Below are 23,694 nucleotides of genomic sequence, written 5' to 3' on the forward strand. Positions count from 1 at the left end.
AGTACCCATGTTACATCTGCACGTTGAACAGGTTACCGATTTTGTACACCACATCGTCGGTATCCGCGTTAATGCTCGCCGCTTCGTTAATGCTGGAGATGCTCTCCAAAGCCTTGATGTCCGCGTTGTAACCAATCGTGTAGATCGGCACTTTGTACGTCTCGACCAGATCACGAATATCCTTTAGGGTATGACCTTCGTTGGTCTCGCCATCACTGAGGACAAAGATCAGCGGTTTCACATTTGGATTGGTAGCCATGTAATCTTCCAGCATCTTCATCGCCACAACGATGCCATCGAAGGTTGCCGTACCGCCACCTGCTTGCAAGCTATCCACCGTACCGACAAACATGGACTGCTGATTCGTATCATACTTGGCAATCGGCAGGTTCACGGTTACGCCACTAGAGTAGGAGACGAGGCCAATACTATTGTCTGTGCCCAAGAACTTCTGGCCTTTGCGCAAGGATTCCTTGAGTCGGTTTAGCGGTTCTCCGTCCATGCTTCCGGATACGTCGGTGACGAATACGGCTGCGATGGGTTTGCTGCCATTCTTTTTCTCTTTCCATACTTTCTGAGCGGATAACAGGGTACCGCCATCCACTGTATTCAATTCGGATTTGTAATCCTGCAAGCCGTTGAAGCCGAATTCCTCAGCCGATTGCTGGTATTTCGCTTGAGTTACGAATTCCGCATACTTCTTAATGATCTCCTGCTTGTTCTGCGGCAATTGCCCCAGTGCATACAGCGGGCTGTCATGTCTTACGCCAAAAGGTGTAAAGACGTATCCGCTTTTCAGATCTGCGGTGTTTACGTAAGTCTGATATTCCAGTACAAATGCGTCCAGACGCCCTGACTTGGCTGCTTCACGCATCTGAATGGTTGTAGAAGCCGTAAACGGTACGTTCGCCTGGAACTTCTCAAAACCCTCAATGGCTTTCTCACCGAGCGGATTGGAGCTATCATATGTGTTGAGTGCAGTCACGAGAAAGTTCAGCCCCGTGGAGCTGGCAAACGGATCAGTGTACCCCATCGCGAGCTCATTGTTCGCAATCGCTTCGGTCACGGTTTTTACATTCACCGAGCCGTATGTGTCGACCAGCGCATCATATTTGGCTTTGGAGATAACGATACCGGGAACGTTCCCTACCAGTCTTTTGGATACCAGGTCTGTCTTTACACCACTTGCGGCTACCATCTCGCCCCATAACTCATTCGAAGGGGTAAACGCATCAGGCACATATTTACCAGACTTGATATAATCGGTCGCCGTACCTGATGCGATATTGCGTAATTTCACCGAAACCTGTTTGCCGCCAACGGTTATGTTAGCCTTGTTGAACTCTTCGGTTACTTCGGTTAACCAGCCATCCGCTCCGGTCCCCGCCTTTTCGATGGAAGAGAATATCTCTACATAATCATTCGTTGTATTCTCAACCGTGATCGGGAATTTGGAGATGTCCGGCAGAGACTCTGCCACATCGACCGGATCGAGATCAATCTGTCCTTTGACCGGTTCAGCTGTTGCAGGAGCAATGTCCGCATACAGCTTGCCTAATTCTTTGCCTGCATTCTCTGTCGTCACCTGTGTACTGGATTTACCAACGTTCGACGTCAGTGTAATACCTGCATATACCAGGCCGAACACGAGCACCAGCATCAAGATCGATATGAAAAAAAACTTTCCCTTCTTCGCCATAAGGCAACCCCTCACTGTCTGTATAATTTGGTGTGCTTGATTAATTGGTCAATTTCCTGCATACAAGGCATCTGTTCGATATCTCCAGCTTCAAAGCTGTCCAGGCGGGAGATTTCCAGCATTAGCTGGTCAAGCTTCAAAAGAATTTCCTCATTGCTATGAAGCGAATTTTTCACGTAGCTGAGATAGTCGTTATATACTTTGGTCTTTTCCTGAAAAAGCTTCTGGGGAAGTGTTGCGGATTTGGACTTCATCAGGCTGGCGTACTCCGCTTCATCGAACACATTGAGTCGGTTCAGTACACTTCGGATGTTGAGGTATAACAGCTTCTCCACTTCGAGGGTGACCGAAGCAAATTTCTTGTAGCTCAGTTCCCCCGGATCAAATCGCTGATTCAACACGTTCAGGAGGGTTTCTTTCTTTTTCTTCATGCGGCTCAGTTGGGATAATCCCAGTGTGATATCTTCCTCAAGCACTTTAATGCGTCGATAAAAGGATAACGCTTCCACATAATCTTCATGGGTTTCGATATTCTTCACGGGCAGGACTACAGGCTGTCTGAACAACAAGGTATAACTTCCATAAAAGAGAGCAAGTGCACTTCCGAACAAGAACGTGACCGAGAGTGCTGTCGTAAAAGCACCCCCATCAAAATTCAGCCCGATGAATCCTGGCGAGAATAATAGAACGTTCATGACGACAATGCCGAAGATCAGCCCCAGCAGTTTTATGTACTTCATCATGTAAATCATCAGACCTCCTTTCGCGCTATATGTCGGATCTACAGGTTAAATATTTCCAATTGCATATTTCTATCATTGTACATGATGTTGCCGCATTCGGGTGGATTAATATGGATATTCATAATATACGTGGCATGGGCTTATCCCATTTCATCTTTAGAGGGACAACGTGGATAAGATTTTGTAACCTCTGGAAAACGAGCCTGGTGCCCTTGAACAATCGGTGGCGGAAAAAGAAATGTTATCAGGTAATACGTGGAAATTTGCAGTGCGTGTCATTTTTTATATAGGGCTTATTCGATAAAAAACAAAACACCCCGACGCCAGCGCCGGAGTGATGATGGATTTAGTTCTTCGTTAAACTGCTTAGAGCAAATCTATTATAATCTAATTCAGTTTGAATAAATTCCGAAGCGGAATCTCCAGTTCCGGATATAACACCGATTGAATCGTTTCTTGCTCCGTGTACAGATGACGGGTCTGGTAACTGCCTTCTTCCAATGTATACACATGGACGGTCTGATTGCCAGGGTCAACAATCCAGTATTCATTCACACCATATTTCTGATACAGATTAAACTTCTCGTTAAAATCCTTCAGCGCAGTTGAAGGAGACAGCACTTCTATGATTAGAGACGGCGCACCGTGACAGCCGTTTTTGGATATTTGGTCTTTAGAGCAAACCACCGACAGATCCGGTTGTACAACATGGTCAGCTACGTCATACTGTTCATTTTCACTGAAATACACATCAAAAGGGGCCACAAATACGAAACATTTCCGATTCTGAAAAAAAGTACGTAAGGAGAAGTGCAGCTCACCCACAATAAACTGGTGTAATGAGGTGGGTGCTGGAGACATATTAAATGCTTTGCCGTTAATTAACTCCCATGCACCCTCCCAAGTTAACCAATCCTGAAAACTATAGATGCCTTTATTATCCGGTTTTGCCACACTCCCAACCTCCTCTGTTACCTAATCAGCATTTTGCTTTTATTATACCATTGTGTTTGCCCATTTTCATACCATACCTCATTTACGAAAAGATGAACTCCGGTTTGCTGCGCGTTGTACGTACCTCCACGACTTTCCCGGCACAGCCGTTGTCGTCCAATGCCTTAAATGCAACCCGAACACCGTCTTTGCCTGACGTAACCGTCACAGGGATATCATAGGTAACATAGAACACTTCGTCGATCTTGTTCATATGAATCCGCTGTTCTCCGACCACATTTCCATCGACGGCGATACTAAATACTCTCTCATACAGTGTACCTTCCCGTTCAAAAGGAGAATGATCTCCTCCCCAGTATGCAACGCATAGATAATTCGGTGCGGAACCATCCACCGCCAGCTGGTAGCTGAAGTAAGACCCGCTGACACCAAAAGCTTCCCGCCACATATGCAGCTTGTTACGGCTGTCTGTATACGAACCGTTATGATGTTCGGCACGGCAATTACTGTCCAGATGATGTCCAATCTCATCCTGCTGACCATCAGGCTGTACTCTGTCGATGGTGATATCGTTCAATTCCTTCTCCAGCGCATCCCCTTCATCGTTAAACGGCCAATAGACCGTATAGAACTCATGATGCACATCATAGAACGGGATCAGCTTCACCGGGTTGCCGTCCGAGGTGACCTCCTTGCTGATCTCAAACGTCAGCGTACTTGCATCCACGACCTTGATCCATTCGCGCACATCCTCCTGTTCCGTCCAGATCACAGGTACAGGGGCTGTTTTGGGATTCAGAGCCGTTTCGTCCACGATGGTATCCTCGGGCAGCCCTTCGTTTCCCAAAGCGCCTGCCAGTACGATCGGGCCATACAGGAATGCTACCTTATGCGCATCATCACGGGACGTGTATTGGTAAAGCGACATCGGCAGCGTGATGGTGATGACATCGCCAGCGGTCCATGTGCGCTCGATATCGAGGTATCCGGGTTCCATCCGAGTATGTGGATGGGCCGTATCCCCGTTCACTGCTGCCGTCATTGGCTCCTGCAGCCATGAAGGCACACGTAATCTAAGATTGGCCGAGGCGCTGCCTTCGGTGATCGTAAGGGTTACCTTTTCCGAATATGGAAAGTTGGTTTCGAGCTTCAACGATATACCTTGGGATCTCCAGTCCAATTGGGAAGCGATATACAGATTGACGTACAGATCCTGTTCATCCTCGAAATAGATCGCCTCGGCGTATTTGCCGGGTTCTCCATGCCAGATCCTGTACAGCACCACCAGGCGGTATCATGCGTACCGTAAATTTTGTAGTGGCCTTGCAGTGTGGATGCAAAATACGTTTTGTTCCCTGTATTCGGGTCCTGTGTGCCCAGGATGTGGTTGTAGATCGCATTTTCATAATAGTCCATATAGGCACTGTCGGGGTTCCAGGTGTAGAGCTGCTTCGTCAGATGCATCATGTTGTGGGTACAGCAGCTTTCCCGGTTTTGATGCCCAGACTCTCCATGCCTTTTGCTTCATAATGCTCCGAAATGCTCGTTGCGCCAAATACGTAAGAACGGTGATGAATCGTGGTGTCCCAGAAAAACTCCGCCGCTGTCCGGTAACTCTCGTGAGTATGGTCCTGATTGTAGATTTCGGCAGCACCGATGATTTTCGGAATTTGCGTATTGGCATGTTTGCCCTGAAGATCGTCCTGCTTGTGTTCCAACGGTTCGAGGATAATTTGATGTGTGAATTTGTTGGCCATCTCAAGATATACAGGCTTCCCTGTGATTCCATACAAATGTGCAAAAACTTCGTTCATGCCACCGTGCTCACATTGAAGCATGATCTGCATTTGTTCTTCGGTCATCGGGCTCAGACCGTCTACCGCCCAATCAGCAAATCGTATTACCACCTCAAGGGCCTGCCCATTACCCGTTAGTTTGTAGGCGTCAATTAACCCTCGATAGATTTTGTGCACGCTGTACCAAGGCACCCAGTATTCCCCGATGTTGAAACCGCCAATATGCTCTGCCCGAAATGCAATTCGGAAAGCTTCTTCGGACAATCCGCCGATATACCCACTGCCCGTCGTCAGCTGAATGGATGCAAGCTCGCTGACGGCATAATCCAGTGTTTGCTTTAGCGTTTCATTGCCTGTCGCCTGATAGGTCACAGCCAGGGCAGACAGATAGTGTCCAAGAGAATGCCCACTGATCGAGCGTGCCTCCCAACCCGCGTACCGTTCCTTTTTGGCAGGTAACCCGTGGGCCTCAAAACATGGTGCCAGAAAACGGTCAATGTCCAGGGATAACAAATACTTTTCTCCAACTTCCTGTGACGTTTGAAAAACGCCATTTAACAGATTGACATGCTCAGGTCCCAGAAATCCTTTTTTGGTTTCAATCATTCTGCTCTCTCCTCCTCGGTATGTAATGGAATTTAGAAGTACTTATATGGATATACAAAGGGTAAAATCCGTGTTTATGTTCATTTCTCCCCTTCGTTCTTTCTTGATATAGGCCTTGAATATCCTCATATTATCAAATAAAATACAACTACATCAGACTCATAATCCAAGAAAAGGTGGAGAAATCCGTCCTATGCACAAGCCATTGGAGCATTACCTGTGCGGCAAGTTCATATCCGAAGGCAATTGGAGCCACATGAGGCGCAGCATGCCTGTTCACGAGGTCATTTTGATGCTGGAAGGTGAGATGTACATTGCGGAGGAGGACGAGCAGTACGTAGTTCGTGCAAATGATCTGCTATTTCTGAGGGCTGGCCGCACCCATTATGGTTATCAGATCAGCGATGCTCCCGTCAGCTTTTACTGGGTTCATTATGATTCGAATGAGAAAGAGTTCGACCAGTATCCCACCCATGCAACCATTCAGGTTCCGTCCATGGCTAATCAGCTGTTCAAGCAGCTGCTCCATAGTTCATCGTTCTCTCCAGAAGAAGCGGATGCGGCATTGCTGCTGCTGCTCAAAGAACTGGAACGCAACACACAGGCGGGTTATCGACCGCACAATGCAATCGTAGATCACATTTGCAAATGGGTGGATATTCATCTCCATACCGACATTACGGTTGGTAAGATTGCCGAGACCTTTAATTTTAACAAGGACTATATCTCCAAAATGGTAAAACGCGAGAAAGGCTTTGGCCTCAAAACCTATATCCTCACGGAACGGATTCGCCGGGCCAAGCAGATGCTGCTCAATACCAATGCCAGTGTAAAAGAAATTGCCGGACAATGCGGTTTTTCCGATTACAAACTATTTCTGCGCATGTTCAAGCAATACGAAGGCAATACACCAACCGAATATCGCAATAATTTGTATTCCACACAGCTCAATCGCCTATAATGAACCTTAACCGTGCGAACCTTGAATGTGCTTGTTCGGATAGACCAACTCATAGAATTTCATGAGTCATATATAGAACATTTGAATTAATCAAGTACCCTCAGGTGTGATACAATTCAAGTCAACTATATCTCTTATTAAACCAAGATCAGAAGGAGAACTTGAGATGACAACGGCAGTAACGATTCATCCCGCTACAGAAGCAGACCATGAAGAAATTGTAAATATTCTTATTGGAAGTTACTCCGAGTACCGGGACACGTTCCAACCCCAGGAACAGTGGGAACATTATTTGAAAGATATTCGGGAATCACCGACTAATCCTTACATCAAGCAATTATGGATTGCCAAAATAGATAATCAGATTGTTGGAACAGTCCAATTGTTCGAGACCGCGCACAAGGCCTATCCGACCTTCGAGCTGCCTATTGATTATCCGTTTATTCGGCTGTTGGGCGTTGATCCCAAGTGGAGAGGTCATGGCATCGCCAGAAAGCTGCTTCAACAATGTGTTGAATCGGCCAAAGACATGGGTAAAAATACGGTGTATTTATATACGGGCGGTCAAATGGTCAACGCGATCCGATTATACGAACGTTTCGGTTTTGTAGAAGACCCGGAATTCAGTTCCGAGAGTAGTGGAGGCAAAGCGATCTGTTACCGGTATGATTCGTAACTCTAGCAAACAGTATTGAGCGTGGATCGCAGGAAAGAAAGATAACAGGTAAATAACGGTATGGTGTTATTTACGCAAAAAGGCCGCTCAACAAGAGCGGCCTTTTATTTTTTAATTGAATTCATTTTATTATACTTCATTTTATGCCCGTCCATTCGTTTTCCTGAATCGGATCAGGGACCAAATAATCAGCACAGCAAGTACGGTGAGACAGATGCTGATGCTGAAACGGTTGCCTTCATCAAATACGAACATGATGGCAATGACGCCGAGACACAGCACAGCAGCCCCAGTGATATAAGGAAATCCCCAGACCTTAAATGTAGGTTGTACCGGATATCTCTTGCGCAGCTTCAGCTGTGAGGTGGCAATACAGATCCACACGAGCATCACGACAAACCCCGGGACCGCCAGTAACACGCTAAAGAGCTGATCTTGTGCGAATAGGCCCAGCATGGAGCCACCAAGCAGAATCACAGCACATACCAGAAGTGTATTTACCGGACTGCCGTTGCGATTCGTTTGAGATAATGCCTTGGGAGCTTCACCACCTACCGCCATGGAGTGCATCATACGGGACGCGCCGTAAATGCCTGAATTCGCAGCAGACAGAACAGCGGTTACCAAAATAAAGTTCATAATATGTGCTGCACCAGGCAGCCCCGTGGAAGCCAACACCTGCACGAAGGGACTGCTTTCTGGCCCCAGCTCATTCCATGGAATGAGCCCACAGATGATGAGAATCGGCAGCGTGAAGAACAACATAATTCTCAGCATGAAGTTCCCCACAATTTTAGGCATCACCTTGTCCGCATTTTCCGTCTCCGTTAAGGTCAGGCCAATAAGCTCAGATCCTCCATACGAGAACATGACGACCAATAATGCCGAGAAGATCGATGACCATCCATTAGGGAAGAAACCGCCTGCTTGCGTGTAATTTTGCAGATAAGGCGTGTTGTCACTTGGAATGATCCCGAAGATCAGACCAGCACCGAGGAAAATAAAAATAATAATCATGGCGATTTTAATGCCTGCCAACCAAAATTCAAATTCTCCAAATACGCCTACACTTAACAGATTAATCAATATTATAAACACCGCACACGCCAGACTAAGCATCCACAGCGGCACTTCCGTGAACCAGTACTGCAAAAAGCTTCCTGCGGCAATCACCTCAATCACACATACCGATAACCAGAGGAAACAGTACATCCATCCCATAATAAAGGATACTCTGCTACCAAATGCTTCCTGCACAAAATCTTTCATGTTCTTGTTCTTGTATACTGTAGCCATCTCTGCCATCGCAGCCATGACTACCAGCAGCAATAATCCTGCAAAGATGTACGTTACAATGACTCCCGGACCTGCGAGTCCAATTGTTTCGGCGCTTCCTTTGAAAATTCCGGTTCCAATGACACCACCCATAGCCATAAAGCTAATATGTCTTGGTTTAAGTTTCTTCTGCAATGTTCCTTCTGTCTGAGCCAATTCCAATCCTCCTGATGTAAAAAACGTCTTCATTTCCTATTTCATGTTTACATAAACATAATGTCCAGTATACCCTATTGTGCATGCCTCAGCCCAGCAGTTCCGTACGGCCAATTCATCCCATGCCTATGCTCACATGACTTATGTTCTATACCCCACAATGATACGAGCCAATCGGTATGCTTCCAACTCATTCATTTAAATACATTCTACTCTCCTTGCGCTCTCTAATATGTATGATTTGTTGCAGTCCACCACTTCGTAAAACAATCGTTACACGCAAAAAAAACCAGCGGTCTGTATACAACAGAATGCTGGTTATCTGGTATTCCCGTTATGCCGTTATGCCTATATATCTATCATTCGATTTATAATTCCTTCGTCATAAAAGCACTGTTCGGGTCCAAACTATAATCTGCAAATGGCTCACAGTAAACAAATCCAAAGTCCTCATACAGCTTCCGCGCCGGGATAAAAGAATCCATCGAACCTGTCTCCAGACTGATTCGTTTATAGCCCCGATTCTTGGCAACCTCGATTATATGGGCAAGAATTTGTCTCGCCACGCCTTTTCTCACATGAGCCGATGCTGTGCGCATCGATTTCAATTCTGCATGCTCCGAGTTCAATTCTTTCATGGCACCGCAGCCCAGCAGCTCCTCCGTTTCCCATGCGCACCAGAATGTAATCTCCGGTTTCTTCAATCCATCCAGATCCAGGGCGTGAATACTTTCCGGCGGCGAATCTGCTGCCATGCCCTGCAAATGTTCTGCAATTAATCCAATGACTTGATGACCGCTCAAATCGTCTACTTTAATCTCCATATCTACCACTCCTGCCGACAATTTTGTTGTGTGTGTATCACTGAATACATGTCTATTATTTATATAGTACTACCATGACAGGTTTTCTGACAACAGGTTCAAAAACACGAATAAACTGTCTATTGTGATACCCTTAAATTTCCATTATAGTGAGGCTATCTGAGATCAAAAGGAGCGAAGAATATTGCGGAGTATCCATATAGTTAATCGTCGTTTTGAGGTGAAGCGAACTTAATTTATTCAAAGGAGACCATCATGACACTAACAACTGAAAATCTGTTTTATAGCAAACGGTTGAAAATGACTCCACCCCGTACAGAAGATGTACAAACCATGCTGCAATGGAATGAAGATCCCGAATATTTGCGAAATGTGGATACGGACATTGCCATCCCTTTTTCGGAAAAGCAGCTTGAAGATGAAGGTGAGACAAAGGACAAGGAAGTTTACTTCCGGCTTCGAACGCTTGAGGATGAACAATTGATCGGATTCGTTGTCATTCACAGCATTGAATGGAACAACCGCTGCGGACAGCTTGCCATTGGCATCGGACTCGCGGAGCATCGCAACAAGGGGTATGGAACGGAAGCATTGAATCTCATTTTGCGATATGCCTTCCATGAATTGAATCTGGACCGGGTAGGTCTGGATGTCATCGCCTATAATGCAAAAGGCATCCGTGCCTATGAGAAGGTCGGCTTTCAGCTGGAAGGTCGCGCCAGATCAGCTGTGTATCGTGACGGCAAGCGCTATGATCGCTTATTGATGGGAATTCTAAGACCGGAATGGGAAGCACACAATCAGATCAATGTGGAGGGTGGACAAGCATGAATATGAATGCAGAGGTCACTGAATTTATCGAACAGATCCCGGTTCCCTGGCAAGCCCAGGTTGCAAGTAAACTGCGGGTCTCCATTTGGCCTAGACGCTAACGAAACTGTTACACCCTAAATGGTCGATTTTCAAGGCATACAAATTTTAACGAATCTCAGTGACCTTATTTGAGTGTAACAACGCCGTCAGAGCCTTAAAATCGACCCTATTTATGAAATAACATCTCTGTTGGAGCTAGAATAAAAAGTGGACACCCATTAACGGACAGAAGGATAATAAGACTAACGGAGGTGTGTCCACATGGGAGAACAACGGCAACGATACAATGAAGAATTCAAAAAACAAACGGTCAAGTTTATTCAAGAACAGACGAAGACACTCAGTGATCTGGCAGAAGAGCTTAACATCCCGAAAAGTACGTTACATCAATGGATGAGCCAATATCGTGAGCTCAAAAACGAACCGGCTGCCAGTATGGACCGAGTTAAGGAACTCGAAGCAGAGCTGAAAGAGATGCGTCGCATGCTCCAAGAGAAAGAACATCGACTTGCCGATACGGAAGAGGAACTAGCTATTGTAAAAAAAGCGGTGCACATCTTCAGCAAACCAAAGAACTGAGATTCCAGTTCGTGGAGAATCATCGCTCCGAGTTCCACTTGGAGAAGATGTGCGAAACCCTGCAGGTCTCACGGAGCGGGTACTACAAATGGCGGAAGAACGAAACAAGCATGCAGGAGCTTCGGAAATCCCAGATCATGAAGCGAATTCAGTACCATTTTTCCGACCACAACAAGCGATATGGTAGCCCCAAAATTACACGGTTACTTCATCTGGAGGGGTTTAAGATCACCGAACGTACAGTGAGTGTGTACATGCGCCAAATGAAGCTCCGTTCCGTCGTTAGCCGCATATATCGTGTCCAGACCACGGACTCCAAGCATAACCATCCGGTCGCACCCAACACGCTGAATCAACAGTTTAAAACGCTCAAACCGAACACCGTCTGGGTTACAGACATCACATACATCCCGTGCCGAGGAGGACGCTTGTATCTCGCCAGTGTCCTGGATTTGTGCACGCGTGAAATTGTTGGTTGGCGTTTGTCGAACCATATGGAAACTAGCTTGGTGCTGGATGCTTTGAAGGCTGCTTACACTGCCAAACGACCTGGTAAGGGTTTGCTCCATCACTCGGATCGCGGCTCCCAATACACCTCCAAAGAGTACGTCGAGCAATTAAGTGCCTACGGTATGGAATCCAGCATGAGCCGCCGGGGAAACTGTTACGATAACGCCTGTATCGAGTCTTGGCACAGTATTTTGAAGAAGGAACTCATTTACTGTAATCCGCGCTTTAAAACACCGGAAGAGGCCTACATGGCTATCTACCAATACATTGAGTTTTACTACAACCGCAAACGAATGCATGGCGCACTGGGTACCTTTCCCTGCCCGTTTTGCACAGCAATTCACCGGAAATTCCGTAGCGTAAGTGTCTACTTTCTTGACAGAGGTCCATGTAATTCGTTACATCTCATAACGGTACAAATGGGAGCAAATAACGCGTCTTAGGTTCGTTAGACCAAAGTAACGTGAATAAGGGGCGTCCAGTGTAATCCTTGTAATCCTCATGACTTATGGGACTGCCTCTAGTCAAACAAAGGGGCCTCCCGTAATGTCGAAGACATATCGGATAGCCCCTTTTGGGTATGCTGCTGTCATTACACCTAAATCGCTTCTATGAATTAAAAAGATTATTGCTTCCTTCATCAGGACTGTTGATAAGATACCGCCGTCATCTGACACGGCTCGCAAATGAACATGTAATACATGCCATCCCCATACTCCTCAACCTCGCTCCAGTCGAGTTGACCAACGGCCCTCATGCTCGAAGAACAGCATGGACAATTCGGATACTCCGCGTCCTGAACCCATCCGGGATGGCCCCCAATCTGGGATAAAGAAGGCTCCATCGCCCACTCACTGGCATGGAACGCCTGACGTGGTGCAGTCGCAATCCGAAACTGCCGCCCTGCATCCGGTGCAAGCTGAGCATAGTCATTCGGGTCGAGATCATCCGCTCCCACGGGCATCACATTATGCGTACTCCAGCACGGTTCACCTGCTGAATCCATCTCCATATAAACGACGCCATAACAGCTGCATATCACGCAAGTCTGCACTTGAAGCCGCTCACTGTTCCAAGCAACGTCCTTCAGTGCTGGATGCCGTACATCCAGATCAATTAAGATCGTTAACGGACTGCCACACCACTCACAGTTATTGGCACGGGTCAACAGCACCGAGATCGGAGCGCCATCTGATGTGTCGTCAGCCCTTTCATTCTCTTTTACTTTATAGAGTGAATAACTTGGGGTGATGAATAAATCCCTGCGCTGACCTTCATTCGTCAACTCCCAACCGGCTTCGGTTGTATAGCGCTCTGGTGCAACATGCAGCTGATCTGCCCAGCGAGGCGGAGACTGCCTCCATTGCTGGAACTGACGTACGACAATTTCATCTCCAATATAGGCGAGCATGAGCAATAGATTGTTCCGATTCTCATCATCAGTATTCACCTGCTGCAAGAGTTGGTCACGTACTTCGGCAGAGGCACTCTTATACAAAATGACAGGGTAGTAGATTTCGCGCTCCAGCAGCTCCGGAATCTGTGCAGACAACGAAATATCATGGTAACAAACCAGATATACCAGAATATCTTTACCTGTATCATCATCCCCTGCACGAATGACCTGCATCGCATAGTCGATCATGAGAGCTTGCTGCTCCGCAGACAAGGACAGATACACCTGTTCTTTGGATTGCTCATATGCCACATAACGGATTAGTGGATCATGAACCTGGCGGGTATGCATGATTTTTAGAATCTCCACAGGGTCTGTCATTCCCTCATACAAGTTTACGTCACGCCGATTGGATTCAATGTATCTTTGATGTGCCTCGCGCTCCATCTCCTGCTTGCAAGGCATGCAATACCCACCTGTTCTGGCAGCCGTTGCTGGCAAAATCGTATTTGGGCACCCCTTACGTATGCACGGAATCCGTTCTGTCATCTGTGGGCACCTCCTCTACTTTTGATTCCACCTTACGATCCACTTAGCCCGATCCATATGGATTAGCGAAGAAAAGTCGCAGATTAGTGATGTCCCAGTTGGTCCTTCGTAAATTCATAAAATGCGATTGCATCTTCGCTGCTGGCAAAGCCCGCCTGAGCCATTTTGTCGCTACCGCCGCCTTTGCCCTGGTAGGCTCCGAGATTGCCTTTGAAGAAAGGTCCACAAGCCCACTCCGGTGGCTGTCCGTTCTGTGCCAGAACAACTTTGGCCTCCGAGATGCTCGCAAAGAGTACAAGTCCCTCATGTTCCGATGTCAGCTTGGTCGCCAGACTCTGCATATCCTTGAGCGATTTGTCCTCAAAGATTTGAGCAATGACAAGTCCTTCCCGTGCAGATAAAAGCTCTTGCGCATAATAAGCGTCATTGGAGGCTTTCACAGTGTTCAGCTCGGCTTGCAGCTGCTTTTGTTCTGCTTCCATTTTATCGATTCGATCCGCCAGCTCGTCCCTACTGGTCTTCAATTTGGCCGAAATTCCGGTTAGCACGCTTTGCGCGGCGTTGAACTCGTTCAGTGCCCGGTATCCGCATTTAAAATAAATCCGGGTGCTGCCCTTCATTTTCTCGGTTTTCAGCAGTTTAATGATCCCGATCTCACCTGTGGCTGACACATGTGTTCCTCCGCAAGCGTTATATTCCACACCCTCGATCTCTACGATGCGAATATCTTCGGTTACGGAAGGCAGTTTCACCAGTGGCAGTCGTGCTGCTTCTTCCGCAGTGACCCAGGAACTGCTGATTTTGGCATTCCGGTAAATCTGCTGGTTGACCTCCAATTCAATTGCAGCCAGTTGGTTCGCTCCCAGTTCGGCTGCAGCCACATCAATCGAGATATAATCTGTCCCCAGATGAAAACTGAGCGTCATCGCATCTGCCAGCTTCAGCGTAATAGCCGACAGCAAATGCTGCCCGCTATGCTGCTGCATATGATCGAATCTGCGCTGCCAATCAATTTGGCAATCCACGTCATTCTGTTCCAGCGCACGCTCCAGCTTATGTAGTACCTCACCGTCTTCACTAATCACATCCAGCACGGTAATGCCACCGATCTGTCCCAGATCACAAGGCTGTCCACCTCCATGGGGGTAAAAAGCCGTCTCCGCCAGCGTGACATATACACCGTCTTCTTTGTCCACTCTGCCTGTAATTTGTGTATGCCACTCCCGTGTGTATGCAGAGTCATAATAGATTTTTTTCGTCATCGAATCATCCCGATCCCTTCTCGTTTAAAGTAGAGTGTTGCTTTAGCATTTTTACGAATGCATCGTCACTTTCTGATCTATGCAAAATCCTTATGTACCTGATCTCCAGATTACACTATCTGGCATAAACAAGCCAAGTTTCAGCCTGCATGCATCCCTTTTTCATATCAAAAAACCGCTCTGCAAGTCAAGCTACAGGACGGTCATGTGAATCTCAGTAGCATAACGATACAACTTACTGACCCAAAATCTCTGTTTCCGTTCTTAGGGTGTGATATCATTTTGACTTAAAAACTTCAATAAATCGTTATTCAGCTGCACAACTTCGTTGTTTGCACTACTCGCATAGTCCGGCAACATCATATCCTTCACCATTTTAGTCCGTAACCATAGCATAAAGAACAAATCCAAAATCAAATCTGGACATGTAAGCACCATTTTAAATGCAGATGGATTAATAGCAACGCCCGCTTTTTGTATGGCTCTCAGATATGTTTTTAAAGTGTATGTTATTTGATGTGCCGTTTTTCTGTTGTTAGCTGTATTGGGGTCAATGATCTTATTATCAATTTTCAAAAAGCTAAGCATTGCAATGTCTGATACTGAATGTGTTATTAAATATGATCTCATATCCTTATTCATTGCCCAGGGAAGTTTTGCTGTTTTAAATATTTTTGCCAGGTTCTCTACACGTTCTGTCACTAAACCACTAATTTCTCCGAACACAGTAGTCACTAGAATCTTTGGTGGAAATCGGGCAAACAATATTCCTTCTTTAATCTGTCCGCCAACACCGGGAAAAGCGGGTAAAAGTCTATCTCCAACCATATCTAGCCACGAAGAAAATCCAATTGAATTATTAGTCATTGTAACAATATTTTTGCTTTGATTGTCTTTGAGCGCTAACAACGCTGATTCTGATCGATCATAACGAACGGTAACGAAAATAAAATCATATATATCATCATTTTCAAGCGTATCAATGACATTGACTTTTATCGATTTAACAGTACCTTTTTCATTATATTGCAGACCCTTTTCTTTCAATGTTTTAAATCGATTAGAACGTGCAAACATAGTAACGTCAAGCCCTGCTTCAATGAATCTCATTGCGTATATGCTCCCTATAACACCTGCACCATAAATTAAAATTCTATTTTGTTTAACGGACATAACAATCCTCCCTTTTTTTTGAATAATCTCTCTTGACTATACAACAACGTGTTGTATGATTTAATCATAAATCGTTATTATGCCCTTGATCAAACATCAGTTTTTAAATATTTGTCGGATGATACTCTTGTTACCGATAGGAGAAAAAAATGAAAAAGCAGCCCCAAATCACGGAAAAAACAAGACAAACGTTTATCAATGTTTTTTGTGAGTTATATAGTCAAAAGCCGATTGAAAAAATCTCGGTTCAAGAGATTACAAATAAAGCGGGATATAACCGCAGCACATTTTATCAATACTTTACTGATATTTACGAACTGTTAGACTTTGTTGAAAATGACTTAGTGAACTACATAAAAGAAGAATTGGTGAAAAAAGAACTATCTTCACATCCTGTTCAAGATGCGTTTCATTGTTTGGAAAACAAGGAATATCTCTCGGTTCTCAATGCCTTTTTGGGCGATTATGGCAGTATTCGTTTTTTAGAACGCTTGAAAAGAGAAATCACCCTTGGCAGATTGGAATTAAACCTACCTCCAGACAGTGCCATAACGCCATACTTAATTGAGTTTCACATCTCAACATCACTTTCTTTGTTTCGTCTTTGGCTCCAGCGACAAAAGGATTTATCCCCAGAAGAGTTTTTCAATTTAGTGGATAACTTATATACAAAAGGGATAGCGCCGTATAGTGAGGAAAATTGAAAAAGGTCCGAAAAGCTGTGTACGCGGCTGGTGGTAAGTATTCTGCAAGCGATCAACACCAAAAAAACCAATTTAAATGGTGGCCACTGAAAACTATCGGTTAAATATAAATTCCTGAAATGCGAAACGAGCCTTAGAAGCGATTCTAGAGGCTCGTTTTATTGTCGATTTTTTTAAGTTAACGACTGCACACATTTTTATTTCATTGAATCCGACAGCTCTGTGAAAATAACCCCCAGCGCATATGCGCCAGCATCCGGGTATCCGAGACTGCGATCACCAACAGCACCCGCGCGGCCCATACGTGCCACGATGTCTTCTGTTTTCTTCGCGCCTTCTACTGCCGCTTCAGCACCTTTGGCAAACGCTGTCTTGAAGTCATCTCCAGACTTCGCACTTTGCGTCCATGAGTCTGCACAAGGAACAAGTGCGTCAATTAATGTTTTGTCACCTACAACAGCACCACGTCCAAAGGAACGTTCGCCTGTAGATTGAATTCCTTGTGCTGCAGCCTGCATCATGTCAGCGAAATCTGCAACGTTCAATTGCTGCTTGTCACCTACGGCTTTGCCTGCCGCCCGGAATGCCGATCCCCAGATCGGGCCGGATGCACCGCCGCAGTATTCCATAATGACAAGAGAGCAGGCATCCAGGAATGAACCGATATCCTTTTTCTCTTCGTTGACGATATGGTTCCATTCGCGCTTGAGTTGTCTGAACCCTTTCGCTACGCTCATACCAAAGTCACCGTCACCCGCATGGGAATCCAGTTCACAGAACGGCACTTCGTTCTTGATGATGATCTCACTCATCTTATCGATCAGATAGACGATATTATCCAGGGAGAATTGATTGTTGTTGATTACCGCAGATGATGCAGGTGTCTCTACTTCATAGGATACAGGCGCATCTTCAGTCACGACGGCTTCCAACGCTTCGGAATAAGCTACTTGCGCTGTCGGAGGACCAGACACTTTGAACGCTGGGGTGTCACTTTCCTTGAACAACAACGTCTTCAGTTCATCGTCCAGTTTCAGGATGGTTACCGATGCACCTGCCATATCGATGCTCGTCATGTAATTGCCAACAAATGTAGTAGCTACATGCAGACCTGAACGCTGTGCCAGCTCACGCTGAACCGAGTTGTTGAGCAGATAAAGCTCCTGTAAAGGTGTAGCCCCGAACCCATTGACAAGCACAGCAATCTCCGCGGATGCACCGTTGTCCAGCTTCATGTCTGCAAGCAGCGCTTCAATCATGCGTCCTGCAAGCTCATCTGCAGATACCAATTTCTCGCGGCGAATGCCTGGCTCACCATGAATTCCTACCCCGAATTCCATCTCATCTTCAGCGATTTCAAATGTCGGTGTACCTTTGGCAGGTACAGTACAGGAGGTAAATCCAAATCCAATGCTGCGTACGTTCTGCGCTGCTTTCTCGGCAACAGTTTTCACCTCTGCCAGACTGCGGCCCTCTTCGGCTGCGGCTCCAGCGATTTTGTGCACCAATACAGTTCCGGCCACGCCGCGACGTCCTACCGTATACAGACTGTCTTGAACAGCGATGTCATCCTCAACCCGTACATATTGCACATCAATGCCATCTTCCTCCGCAAGATACGCCGCGTTTTTGAAGTTCATCATGTCGCCGCTGTAGTTTTTGATGATTAACAGGGTGCCCTTCTTGCTGGCTGTGGCCTTGATCGCCTGATACACCTGAATCTGGGAAGGAGATGCGAATACATCTCCACAGACCGCAGCATCCAGCATGCCTTTGCCAACATAACCTGCATGAGCAGGTTCATGGCCGCTGCCGCCGCCACTGACGAGGCTGACTTTATCGGCATTAATCTCTCTGCGTTTAATCACTTTATATTTCTTTAAAAATTCAAGCTCCGGGTGCGCTAGCGCAATCCCGTTGCACATTTCCATGACTACATTTTCAGCCTGATTGATGATTTTCTTCATGATTTCGCCTCCCGCCGAGCTTTGTATTCAGCACCGATCCGGTCAGCGGTAGCAATCGCACCAGCTACTTCAGTCACGGTGATAGGGAACGGCATCGCGTGAATCGATTCTTCCGGAATACAAGCAATCTCAGCCACTTTCAGCAGCTCTTCCTGGCTAATGGTATCTACACCGATGTCTGCGAGACATACCGGCAGACCAACTTCAAGACAGAAGTCGAGCACCTGGTGCAGCTCTTCTGTCGGCGCATTTTCAAGAACAAGCTGTGCAATTGTACCGAAGGCTACTTTTTCCCCGTGGAAGAAGTGATGTGTGCCTTCCAGAATAGTGAATCCGTTGTGGATCGCATGTGCTGCGGCCAGACCGCCACTCTCAAATCCAAGACCAGACAACAAAATGTTTGTCTCAACGATGTTTTCCAGCGCTTGGGTGACCATGTTGCTATCACTTGCCACTTTCGCTTTTACACCGTCGCTGAGCAGCATTTCGTAGCACAATTTGGCCAGCGCAAGTGCAGCATTCGTTCCTACTGCGGATGGTGTGTATCCTTCACGGGAACCCATTGGCAAACTTGCATTCACACGAGAGTATGATTTTGCTGTAGCTCTTGCCTCGAAGTACGTAGACAATGCGTCACCCATACCCGATACGAGGAAACGTGTTGGTGCGTTTGCGATAACCGTTGTATCCACAAGAACCACACTTGGGCTTTGTTTGAAATAAGCGTAGTCATCAAAAGCACCTTCCGGCGTATACAACACGGCAGAGTGACTCGTTGGTGCATCTGTTGCTGCGATCGTTGGGCAGATAATCAACGCCTCGCCTTCTGCTACACATTTGGCTGCATCAATCGCTTTACCGCCGCCGAGACCGATGGTACATGTGCATCCTTTTTCCTTCGCAATTTCCTGGAGACGAGCGACTTCCTCGCGCGAACATTCTCCTCTAAAACCGCTTTCAACAAACGTAATATTAAATTTCTGTGCCGTTGCATCGAGCTTCGCTTTTACACGATTTACATCATCGGGATGCGCGATCAGTAATGCAGATTCACCAAAAGATTTCACAAAGTAACCTAGGTTCAACAACTCATCTTCACCTTGTACGTACTTCGTTGGGCTAATAAATGCTTTTCTCATAATGATATGCCTCCTATGGATGATATAAGTTCGTTAACGGTATCAATTACCGACATGCCTTCAACAAGGCTACCTGATGTAATTCTTGGATGAACTTATACATTAAATTTTAAATACACTCAATTAATCTAAATATAACTCATGCATGTTCGGGTTACAGTGGACTTTGATAACAAATTATTATAATTTGCAATCGTAATTTTTTGCTTTTCAACGGAATCATGGTATCTTATTGTCATGAGATGGGTGAATTTTGACATCATTTATACATTACCCGTCATGGACTCATCTTAATATGTACAACTTGCTAACTTTTAACGAGCGTAATCATTCATCAGGTTAGCTATGGAGGTTTCACCTATGATTAAAGAATATCTGCATATTAATAAAATTCTCGACCTGAATAAATGGAAGCGTCTACAGGATTCTCTTGCCACCGTGACCAAGCTGGCTATTCTAACCGTCGATTATAAAGGCATTCCCGTAACGAGCCATAGCAGCTGCCAGACGTTTTGCCAAAATGTACGCAAAGATCCCGAACTGCTCCCCTACTGCCAGAAATGTGATTCTCGAGGGGACTGGAAGCCGTTCGCTTGAATGAGCCTTATGTCTACTTGTGCCATTTCAATATCGTGGACATCGCCATTCCGATCACGATCGATGGCAAATATATCGGCGCCGTAATGGCAGGACAAGTGAAGCTCGCTGACCCGAAGAAAGGGACGGATCTGGAACAGATCGTCACGTCCAAGAACGTGCCTATGCATGCTGCGAAGCTGGAGGAATTACAGGACGATTATGACCAACTGCCTGTCATGACCTATGAAGAGGTTGTGAAAATTTCCAACATGCTTTCTTTACTCTGTAACTACATTGTGGAGGAAGCGCTCAACAAAAATTTGCTGTTGGAGATGTTCGAGAAAGCTTCGGGGAATCAGGAATCTCTGAACCTGTCCACCATTCTGCCCGGGTACTCCATCCGAAATATTGAGTCTATCAAAAAAGAAATGACCAATGCGATTGCGGATGCCTATCTCAAAAACAGTCCTAACGAAACGGAAAGCTCCAACCTGGTGCTCCAACCTGCTTTTGAATACATTCACAGTCACAAGAGTGAGCAAGTCTCGCTTAAACAAATGGCCGATCTATGCCACCTGAGTCCAAGTTATTTTAGCAGGCTGTTTGCCAAGGAGACCGGTGAGAACTTCACAACCTATATTGCACGGCTCAAAATCAAATGGGCGAAGCAGCTGCTTGAAGTAACGGACATGCCCGTGTCGCAGATCAGTGATGAACTGGGGTTCAATGAATCGGGTTATTTTATCAAAATATTCAAAAAATTCGAGGAGATTACGCCTGCCCTCTATCGCAAATACATGCAGGACCAATGAGCGAGTATAGCCATAAGCTTTTGTTAACCAGGAAAAGTTACCCAGAAAGTTTCACACCAAGCTCTTCTTCCAGATTCTGAATCTGTTGGCTCAGAGGTGGCTGCGTCATATATAATTTCTCTGCCGCACGGTGGAAATGAAGCTCTTCCGCCACGGTGATAAAGTATCGTAATTTTCGAATATCCATACGTCTGTTGTACGGGCCTCCCAACTATACTAGCCTATTACTTCATTTGATTCCTGAAACCAGACGGCTGTTCAGCCAGCACGGTCATTCATTCATTCATTCATTAAAGTACCTTTCGTCGCCTTTCCTACTATCCCTGCAAAAAAAATGCCCTATCCAGAAGTGGATAAGGCAATATGAGTATAACATTATTAGTTCACCTGTTTACGCAGCTCTTCATCCAACCAATCCAGTGCTAAATGCAGCTTGTCCTTGGGCACATTCTGATACCGATCCCCTGTTGAGAGTTCAAAGGCACAGCTATGAGCACTGGACTGCTGCAAATATGAAGTGATCCCTATGCCGAATTGCTGAGCCATGGATACCAGAATACGCTCCACCTCGGCTTGGGCCAATGGAATATGTACGTGAAACATATTGGAGACGGGCACTTCTGGCAATGTACGTATACCATGGCACGCATTCAACAAGGAGGCCAGTTCCTTGGCCTGCTCATAATAAAGCCCCATTTTGCCAATCCGTTCATTAAAATAGTATTGAGAACTCAGAATATATGGATAAAGGCCGATCAGATCGCCGCCGTGACGCCGTTTCCATATTTTTGATTCTTGCATAACATCCGAATCCCCTGCCAATATGGCCCCAGCGATGCCTCCAATGCCTTTGTAAAACGACACATAGACACTATCAAACAGACTGCAAATTTCGGCTGCTGTCTTCTGATAATAAGGCGTGATTTCGAACAGGCGTGCCCCGTCCAGATGAAGCTTGATTCCACGTTCACGACAATAGGATGAGATTGCCTCCAACTCTTCATACGCAGGTAATTGTCCTCCAATCTCGCGTTGAGGCAGTTCTAGCAGCAGACAGGAAATCCCCTCATCGATCCCCTCTACATCTTCCAATCGAATCAATCGGTCCTCGTCCGCCAGCAAAATGGATTCAATCTGGTGCAGCTCCTTCAGTCCGTCTTCCTCATGGATTTCCAGATGAGATAAAGGGTGATAGGCTACCCGCTTGATGCCTTTGCGGTCACACCAGATACGCAGCGCGATTTGCTGCGCCATCGTACCACTGGGGAAAAACACAGCCGCTTCCTTGCCCAGAACATCAGCCATCTGCTGCTGGAATTGATCAATGATTTCGCCGTTGCCATAATGATCACTATATTGCTCCCCATCCACATGCGCCAGCACTTCCTGAAGCACTTTGACTTTACGGCTGCCATGGCCGCCTATAATAAACTCCGCCTGCCCAAATGCTTCCGCTAACGTTAACTCTGTATCCTTCAAGGTTATTCACTCCTTTATTGTTGTTCTGATTCTTTTTTCATCATCATCTGTACCAATGCACCCAGTGCTCCGGATAGATACTCACTCCGTGAGTAGACAAATCCTACTTCCAACCTGCGATACGGATCAGGCAAAGATAACACTGTAACCTCGCCTCTATGTTCTGCTTTGGTAACCGAGGAGCGTGGGAGTAATGACACCCCTAACCCGGCAGATACGCCATTCATAATGGTGTGCAGTGTTCCGTATTCCGTGACATTGAGGGTGTGAACGCCTTGATCCTTCAAAAAGGCTTCTGCCTGATCGCGATGGGTACAGCCTACTTCAAAAAACAACATCGGTTTGCGCAATAAATCATGCAATTCGTGGTTTCCGGGTTCGGCAATCAATACCAATTCATCGTCGTACACTTTCATATAACTCAGCTCAGGGTGGTCGACCGGGCCATATATTAAAGCGCCATGCAGCTCATGTTGAATGACCTGCTGATTCAGTTCGTGTGTACCCCCTGTAATTAGCGAATGCTGGACCTCGGGGTAACATAAACGGTATTCAGCGAGCATCGGCGTCAGAAAATTAGAGGCTGCGGTCTCAATTGCACCAAGACGAAGCATCCCTGCGGGTGGACTCCCCTTCTGCGTTGCCTGCTCCGCTTCATATAACAAATGTAATATTTTATCCGCATATCCCAGTAAATTCTCACCCGCTGGTGTGAGCGACATGCCCCGGTTGGAACGATGGAACAGTGGCACTTGCAGCTGATCTTCCAGCTGTTTGATTCGTGTTGTTACATTGGATTGCACATAATTCAGCGCTAATGCGGCTTTGCTGATACTGCCTTCGCGGGCAACCGCCTGAAATATTTTCAAATCTCCGGCATCCATGCCCTGATCACCTGCTTGTTATCTATAATCTGAATTGA

20 protein-coding genes and 3 pseudogenes are annotated in these 23,694 nt (G+C 46.1%); 7 read left to right on the top strand and 16 right to left on the bottom strand.

Annotated elements, in window-relative coordinates:
* Positions 1-10: 10 nt before the first annotated feature.
* The 6 genes and pseudogenes from ACTWJ7_RS30650 to ACTWJ7_RS30675 form a co-directional block, all read right to left on the bottom strand.
* On the bottom strand, positions 11-1,699 hold the full coding sequence (locus ACTWJ7_RS30650; protein WP_079349982.1) for a vWA domain-containing protein: 1,689 nt from the start codon (positions 1,697-1,699) through the stop codon (positions 11-13).
* 11 nt (positions 1,700-1,710) lie between these two features.
* Positions 1,711-2,442 (bottom strand): hypothetical protein, encoded by a 732-nt coding sequence (locus tag ACTWJ7_RS30655; protein WP_029880720.1) that lies wholly within the window; start codon positions 2,440-2,442, stop codon positions 1,711-1,713.
* A gap of 387 nt (positions 2,443-2,829) precedes the next feature.
* Positions 2,830-3,396 (bottom strand): Uma2 family endonuclease, encoded by a 567-nt coding sequence (locus ACTWJ7_RS30660; protein ID WP_079349984.1) that lies wholly within the window; start codon positions 3,394-3,396, stop codon positions 2,830-2,832.
* Positions 3,397-3,478: 82 nt separating this feature from the next.
* A complete protein-coding gene (locus ACTWJ7_RS30665; RefSeq protein WP_443146190.1) occupies positions 3,479-4,681 on the bottom strand; it encodes a DUF6805 domain-containing protein in 1,203 nt (400 codons plus the stop codon).
* 17 nt (positions 4,682-4,698) lie between these two features.
* Positions 4,699-4,863 (bottom strand): annotated as a pseudogene (locus tag ACTWJ7_RS30670) (beta-L-arabinofuranosidase domain-containing protein); the annotation flags it as partial.
* Complete coding sequence (locus tag ACTWJ7_RS30675) at positions 4,860-5,798, bottom strand: beta-L-arabinofuranosidase domain-containing protein (protein ID WP_443146191.1); 939 nt, start codon at positions 5,796-5,798, stop codon at positions 4,860-4,862. The pseudogene ACTWJ7_RS30670 and the gene ACTWJ7_RS30675, both read right to left, overlap by 4 nt.
* Positions 5,799-5,991: 193 nt before the next feature.
* Between ACTWJ7_RS30675 and ACTWJ7_RS30680 the strand changes: the two genes are divergently transcribed.
* The gene (locus ACTWJ7_RS30680) at positions 5,992-6,759 is read left to right on the top strand and encodes a helix-turn-helix transcriptional regulator (protein ID WP_301880778.1); all 768 of its coding nucleotides are present in this window, start codon (positions 5,992-5,994) and stop codon (positions 6,757-6,759) included.
* Between the two features lie 166 nt (positions 6,760-6,925).
* A complete protein-coding gene (locus tag ACTWJ7_RS30685; protein ID WP_301880779.1) occupies positions 6,926-7,435 on the top strand; it encodes a GNAT family N-acetyltransferase in 510 nt (169 codons plus the stop codon).
* Positions 7,436-7,576: 141 nt separating this feature from the next.
* On the opposite strand, the gene ACTWJ7_RS30690 is transcribed toward ACTWJ7_RS30685, so the two are convergent.
* Positions 7,577-8,959 carry an amino acid permease gene (locus ACTWJ7_RS30690; protein ID WP_443146192.1) on the bottom strand — a complete coding sequence of 461 codons (1,383 nt, stop codon included), beginning with the start codon at positions 8,957-8,959 and terminating at the stop codon, positions 7,577-7,579.
* A gap of 335 nt (positions 8,960-9,294) precedes the next feature.
* Complete coding sequence (locus tag ACTWJ7_RS30695) at positions 9,295-9,750, bottom strand: GNAT family N-acetyltransferase (RefSeq protein ID WP_301880781.1); 456 nt, start codon at positions 9,748-9,750, stop codon at positions 9,295-9,297.
* A 255-nt stretch (positions 9,751-10,005) separates the two neighbouring features.
* Here ACTWJ7_RS30695 and ACTWJ7_RS30700 point away from each other — a divergent pair, with 255 nt between their 5' ends.
* The 3 genes from ACTWJ7_RS30700 to ACTWJ7_RS30710 all read left to right on the top strand — a co-directional run bounded on the left by ACTWJ7_RS30700 (position 10,006) and on the right by ACTWJ7_RS30710 (position 12,155).
* The gene (locus ACTWJ7_RS30700; protein WP_179132839.1) at positions 10,006-10,581 is read left to right on the top strand and encodes a GNAT family N-acetyltransferase; all 576 of its coding nucleotides are present in this window, start codon (positions 10,006-10,008) and stop codon (positions 10,579-10,581) included.
* A 303-nt stretch (positions 10,582-10,884) separates the two neighbouring features.
* A complete protein-coding gene (locus ACTWJ7_RS30705; protein ID WP_301249069.1) occupies positions 10,885-11,202 on the top strand; it encodes a transposase in 318 nt (105 codons plus the stop codon).
* Between the two features lie 11 nt (positions 11,203-11,213).
* Positions 11,214-12,155 carry an IS3 family transposase gene (locus ACTWJ7_RS30710; RefSeq protein WP_443146193.1) on the top strand — a complete coding sequence of 314 codons (942 nt, stop codon included), beginning with the start codon at positions 11,214-11,216 and terminating at the stop codon, positions 12,153-12,155.
* Positions 12,156-12,352: 197 nt separating this feature from the next.
* Here ACTWJ7_RS30710 and ACTWJ7_RS30715 read toward each other — a convergent pair whose 3' ends face one another.
* From ACTWJ7_RS30715 to ACTWJ7_RS30725, 3 genes are all read right to left on the bottom strand, one after another.
* Positions 12,353-13,657 (bottom strand): DUF1963 domain-containing protein, encoded by a 1,305-nt coding sequence (locus ACTWJ7_RS30715; protein ID WP_301880782.1) that lies wholly within the window; start codon positions 13,655-13,657, stop codon positions 12,353-12,355.
* 83 nt (positions 13,658-13,740) lie between these two features.
* On the bottom strand, positions 13,741-14,919 hold the full coding sequence (locus tag ACTWJ7_RS30720) for an alanyl-tRNA editing protein (protein WP_301880783.1): 1,179 nt from the start codon (positions 14,917-14,919) through the stop codon (positions 13,741-13,743).
* Positions 14,920-15,183: 264 nt separating this feature from the next.
* A complete protein-coding gene (locus ACTWJ7_RS30725) occupies positions 15,184-16,092 on the bottom strand; it encodes a ketopantoate reductase family protein (RefSeq protein WP_301880784.1) in 909 nt (302 codons plus the stop codon).
* A 149-nt stretch (positions 16,093-16,241) separates the two neighbouring features.
* Here ACTWJ7_RS30725 and ACTWJ7_RS30730 point away from each other — a divergent pair, with 149 nt between their 5' ends.
* Positions 16,242-16,796, top strand: a complete 555-nt coding sequence (locus tag ACTWJ7_RS30730; protein WP_301880785.1) for a TetR/AcrR family transcriptional regulator — start codon at positions 16,242-16,244, stop codon at positions 16,794-16,796.
* Positions 16,797-16,993: 197 nt separating this feature from the next.
* Here the strand turns inward: ACTWJ7_RS30730 and dhaK are convergent, their stop codons facing one another.
* The gene (gene dhaK / locus ACTWJ7_RS30735) at positions 16,994-18,763 is read right to left on the bottom strand and encodes a dihydroxyacetone kinase subunit DhaK (protein ID WP_301880786.1); all 1,770 of its coding nucleotides are present in this window, start codon (positions 18,761-18,763) and stop codon (positions 16,994-16,996) included.
* A complete protein-coding gene (locus ACTWJ7_RS30740; RefSeq protein WP_301880787.1) occupies positions 18,760-19,902 on the bottom strand; it encodes a glycerol dehydrogenase in 1,143 nt (380 codons plus the stop codon). Before ACTWJ7_RS30740 ends, dhaK begins: the two co-directional genes overlap by 4 nt.
* A gap of 360 nt (positions 19,903-20,262) precedes the next feature.
* On the opposite strand from ACTWJ7_RS30740, the pseudogene ACTWJ7_RS30745 reads away from it, so the two are divergent.
* Positions 20,263-21,293 (top strand): annotated as a pseudogene (locus ACTWJ7_RS30745) (PocR ligand-binding domain-containing protein).
* Positions 21,294-21,339: 46 nt separating this feature from the next.
* Here ACTWJ7_RS30745 and ACTWJ7_RS30750 read toward each other — a convergent pair.
* The 3 genes and pseudogenes from ACTWJ7_RS30750 to ACTWJ7_RS30760 all read right to left on the bottom strand — a co-directional run.
* A pseudogene (locus ACTWJ7_RS30750) lies at positions 21,340-21,480 on the bottom strand (LysR family transcriptional regulator); the annotation flags it as partial.
* Positions 21,481-21,671: 191 nt separating this feature from the next.
* Positions 21,672-22,772 carry a threonine aldolase family protein gene (locus ACTWJ7_RS30755; protein WP_301880789.1) on the bottom strand — a complete coding sequence of 367 codons (1,101 nt, stop codon included), beginning with the start codon at positions 22,770-22,772 and terminating at the stop codon, positions 21,672-21,674.
* A gap of 14 nt (positions 22,773-22,786) precedes the next feature.
* Positions 22,787-23,656 carry a LysR family transcriptional regulator gene (locus ACTWJ7_RS30760; protein WP_301880790.1) on the bottom strand — a complete coding sequence of 290 codons (870 nt, stop codon included), beginning with the start codon at positions 23,654-23,656 and terminating at the stop codon, positions 22,787-22,789.
* Positions 23,657-23,694: the final 38 nt, after the last annotated feature.

This window comes from Paenibacillus sp. 1A_MP2 (assembly GCF_052244825.1).
Lineage (GTDB): Bacteria > Bacillota > Bacilli > Paenibacillales > Paenibacillaceae > Paenibacillus > Paenibacillus vandeheii.

Coding starts and splice junctions, on each gene's coding strand:
- ACTWJ7_RS30690 (WP_443146192.1), bottom strand. CDS start 8,959: ATGAAGACGTTTTTTACATCAGGAGGATTGGAATTGGCTCAGACAGAA.
- ACTWJ7_RS30720 (WP_301880783.1), bottom strand. CDS start 14,919: ATGACGAAAAAAATCTATTATGACTCTGCATACACACGGGAGTGGCAT.
- ACTWJ7_RS30740 (WP_301880787.1), bottom strand. CDS start 19,902: ATGAGAAAAGCATTTATTAGCCCAACGAAGTACGTACAAGGTGAAGAT.
- ACTWJ7_RS30675 (WP_443146191.1), bottom strand. CDS start 5,798: ATGATTGAAACCAAAAAAGGATTTCTGGGACCTGAGCATGTCAATCTG.
- ACTWJ7_RS30760 (WP_301880790.1), bottom strand. CDS start 23,656: ATGGATGCCGGAGATTTGAAAATATTTCAGGCGGTTGCCCGCGAAGGC.
- ACTWJ7_RS30705 (WP_301249069.1), top strand. CDS start 10,885: ATGGGAGAACAACGGCAACGATACAATGAAGAATTCAAAAAACAAACG.
- dhaK (WP_301880786.1), bottom strand. CDS start 18,763: ATGAAGAAAATCATCAATCAGGCTGAAAATGTAGTCATGGAAATGTGC.
- ACTWJ7_RS30725 (WP_301880784.1), bottom strand. CDS start 16,092: ATGTCCGTTAAACAAAATAGAATTTTAATTTATGGTGCAGGTGTTATA.
- ACTWJ7_RS30695 (WP_301880781.1), bottom strand. CDS start 9,750: ATGGAGATTAAAGTAGACGATTTGAGCGGTCATCAAGTCATTGGATTA.
- ACTWJ7_RS30715 (WP_301880782.1), bottom strand. CDS start 13,657: ATGACAGAACGGATTCCGTGCATACGTAAGGGGTGCCCAAATACGATT.
- ACTWJ7_RS30680 (WP_301880778.1), top strand. CDS start 5,992: ATGCACAAGCCATTGGAGCATTACCTGTGCGGCAAGTTCATATCCGAA.
- ACTWJ7_RS30730 (WP_301880785.1), top strand. CDS start 16,242: ATGAAAAAGCAGCCCCAAATCACGGAAAAAACAAGACAAACGTTTATC.
- ACTWJ7_RS30650 (WP_079349982.1), bottom strand. CDS start 1,699: ATGGCGAAGAAGGGAAAGTTTTTTTTCATATCGATCTTGATGCTGGTG.
- ACTWJ7_RS30685 (WP_301880779.1), top strand. CDS start 6,926: ATGACAACGGCAGTAACGATTCATCCCGCTACAGAAGCAGACCATGAA.
- ACTWJ7_RS30700 (WP_179132839.1), top strand. CDS start 10,006: ATGACACTAACAACTGAAAATCTGTTTTATAGCAAACGGTTGAAAATG.
- ACTWJ7_RS30655 (WP_029880720.1), bottom strand. CDS start 2,442: ATGATGAAGTACATAAAACTGCTGGGGCTGATCTTCGGCATTGTCGTC.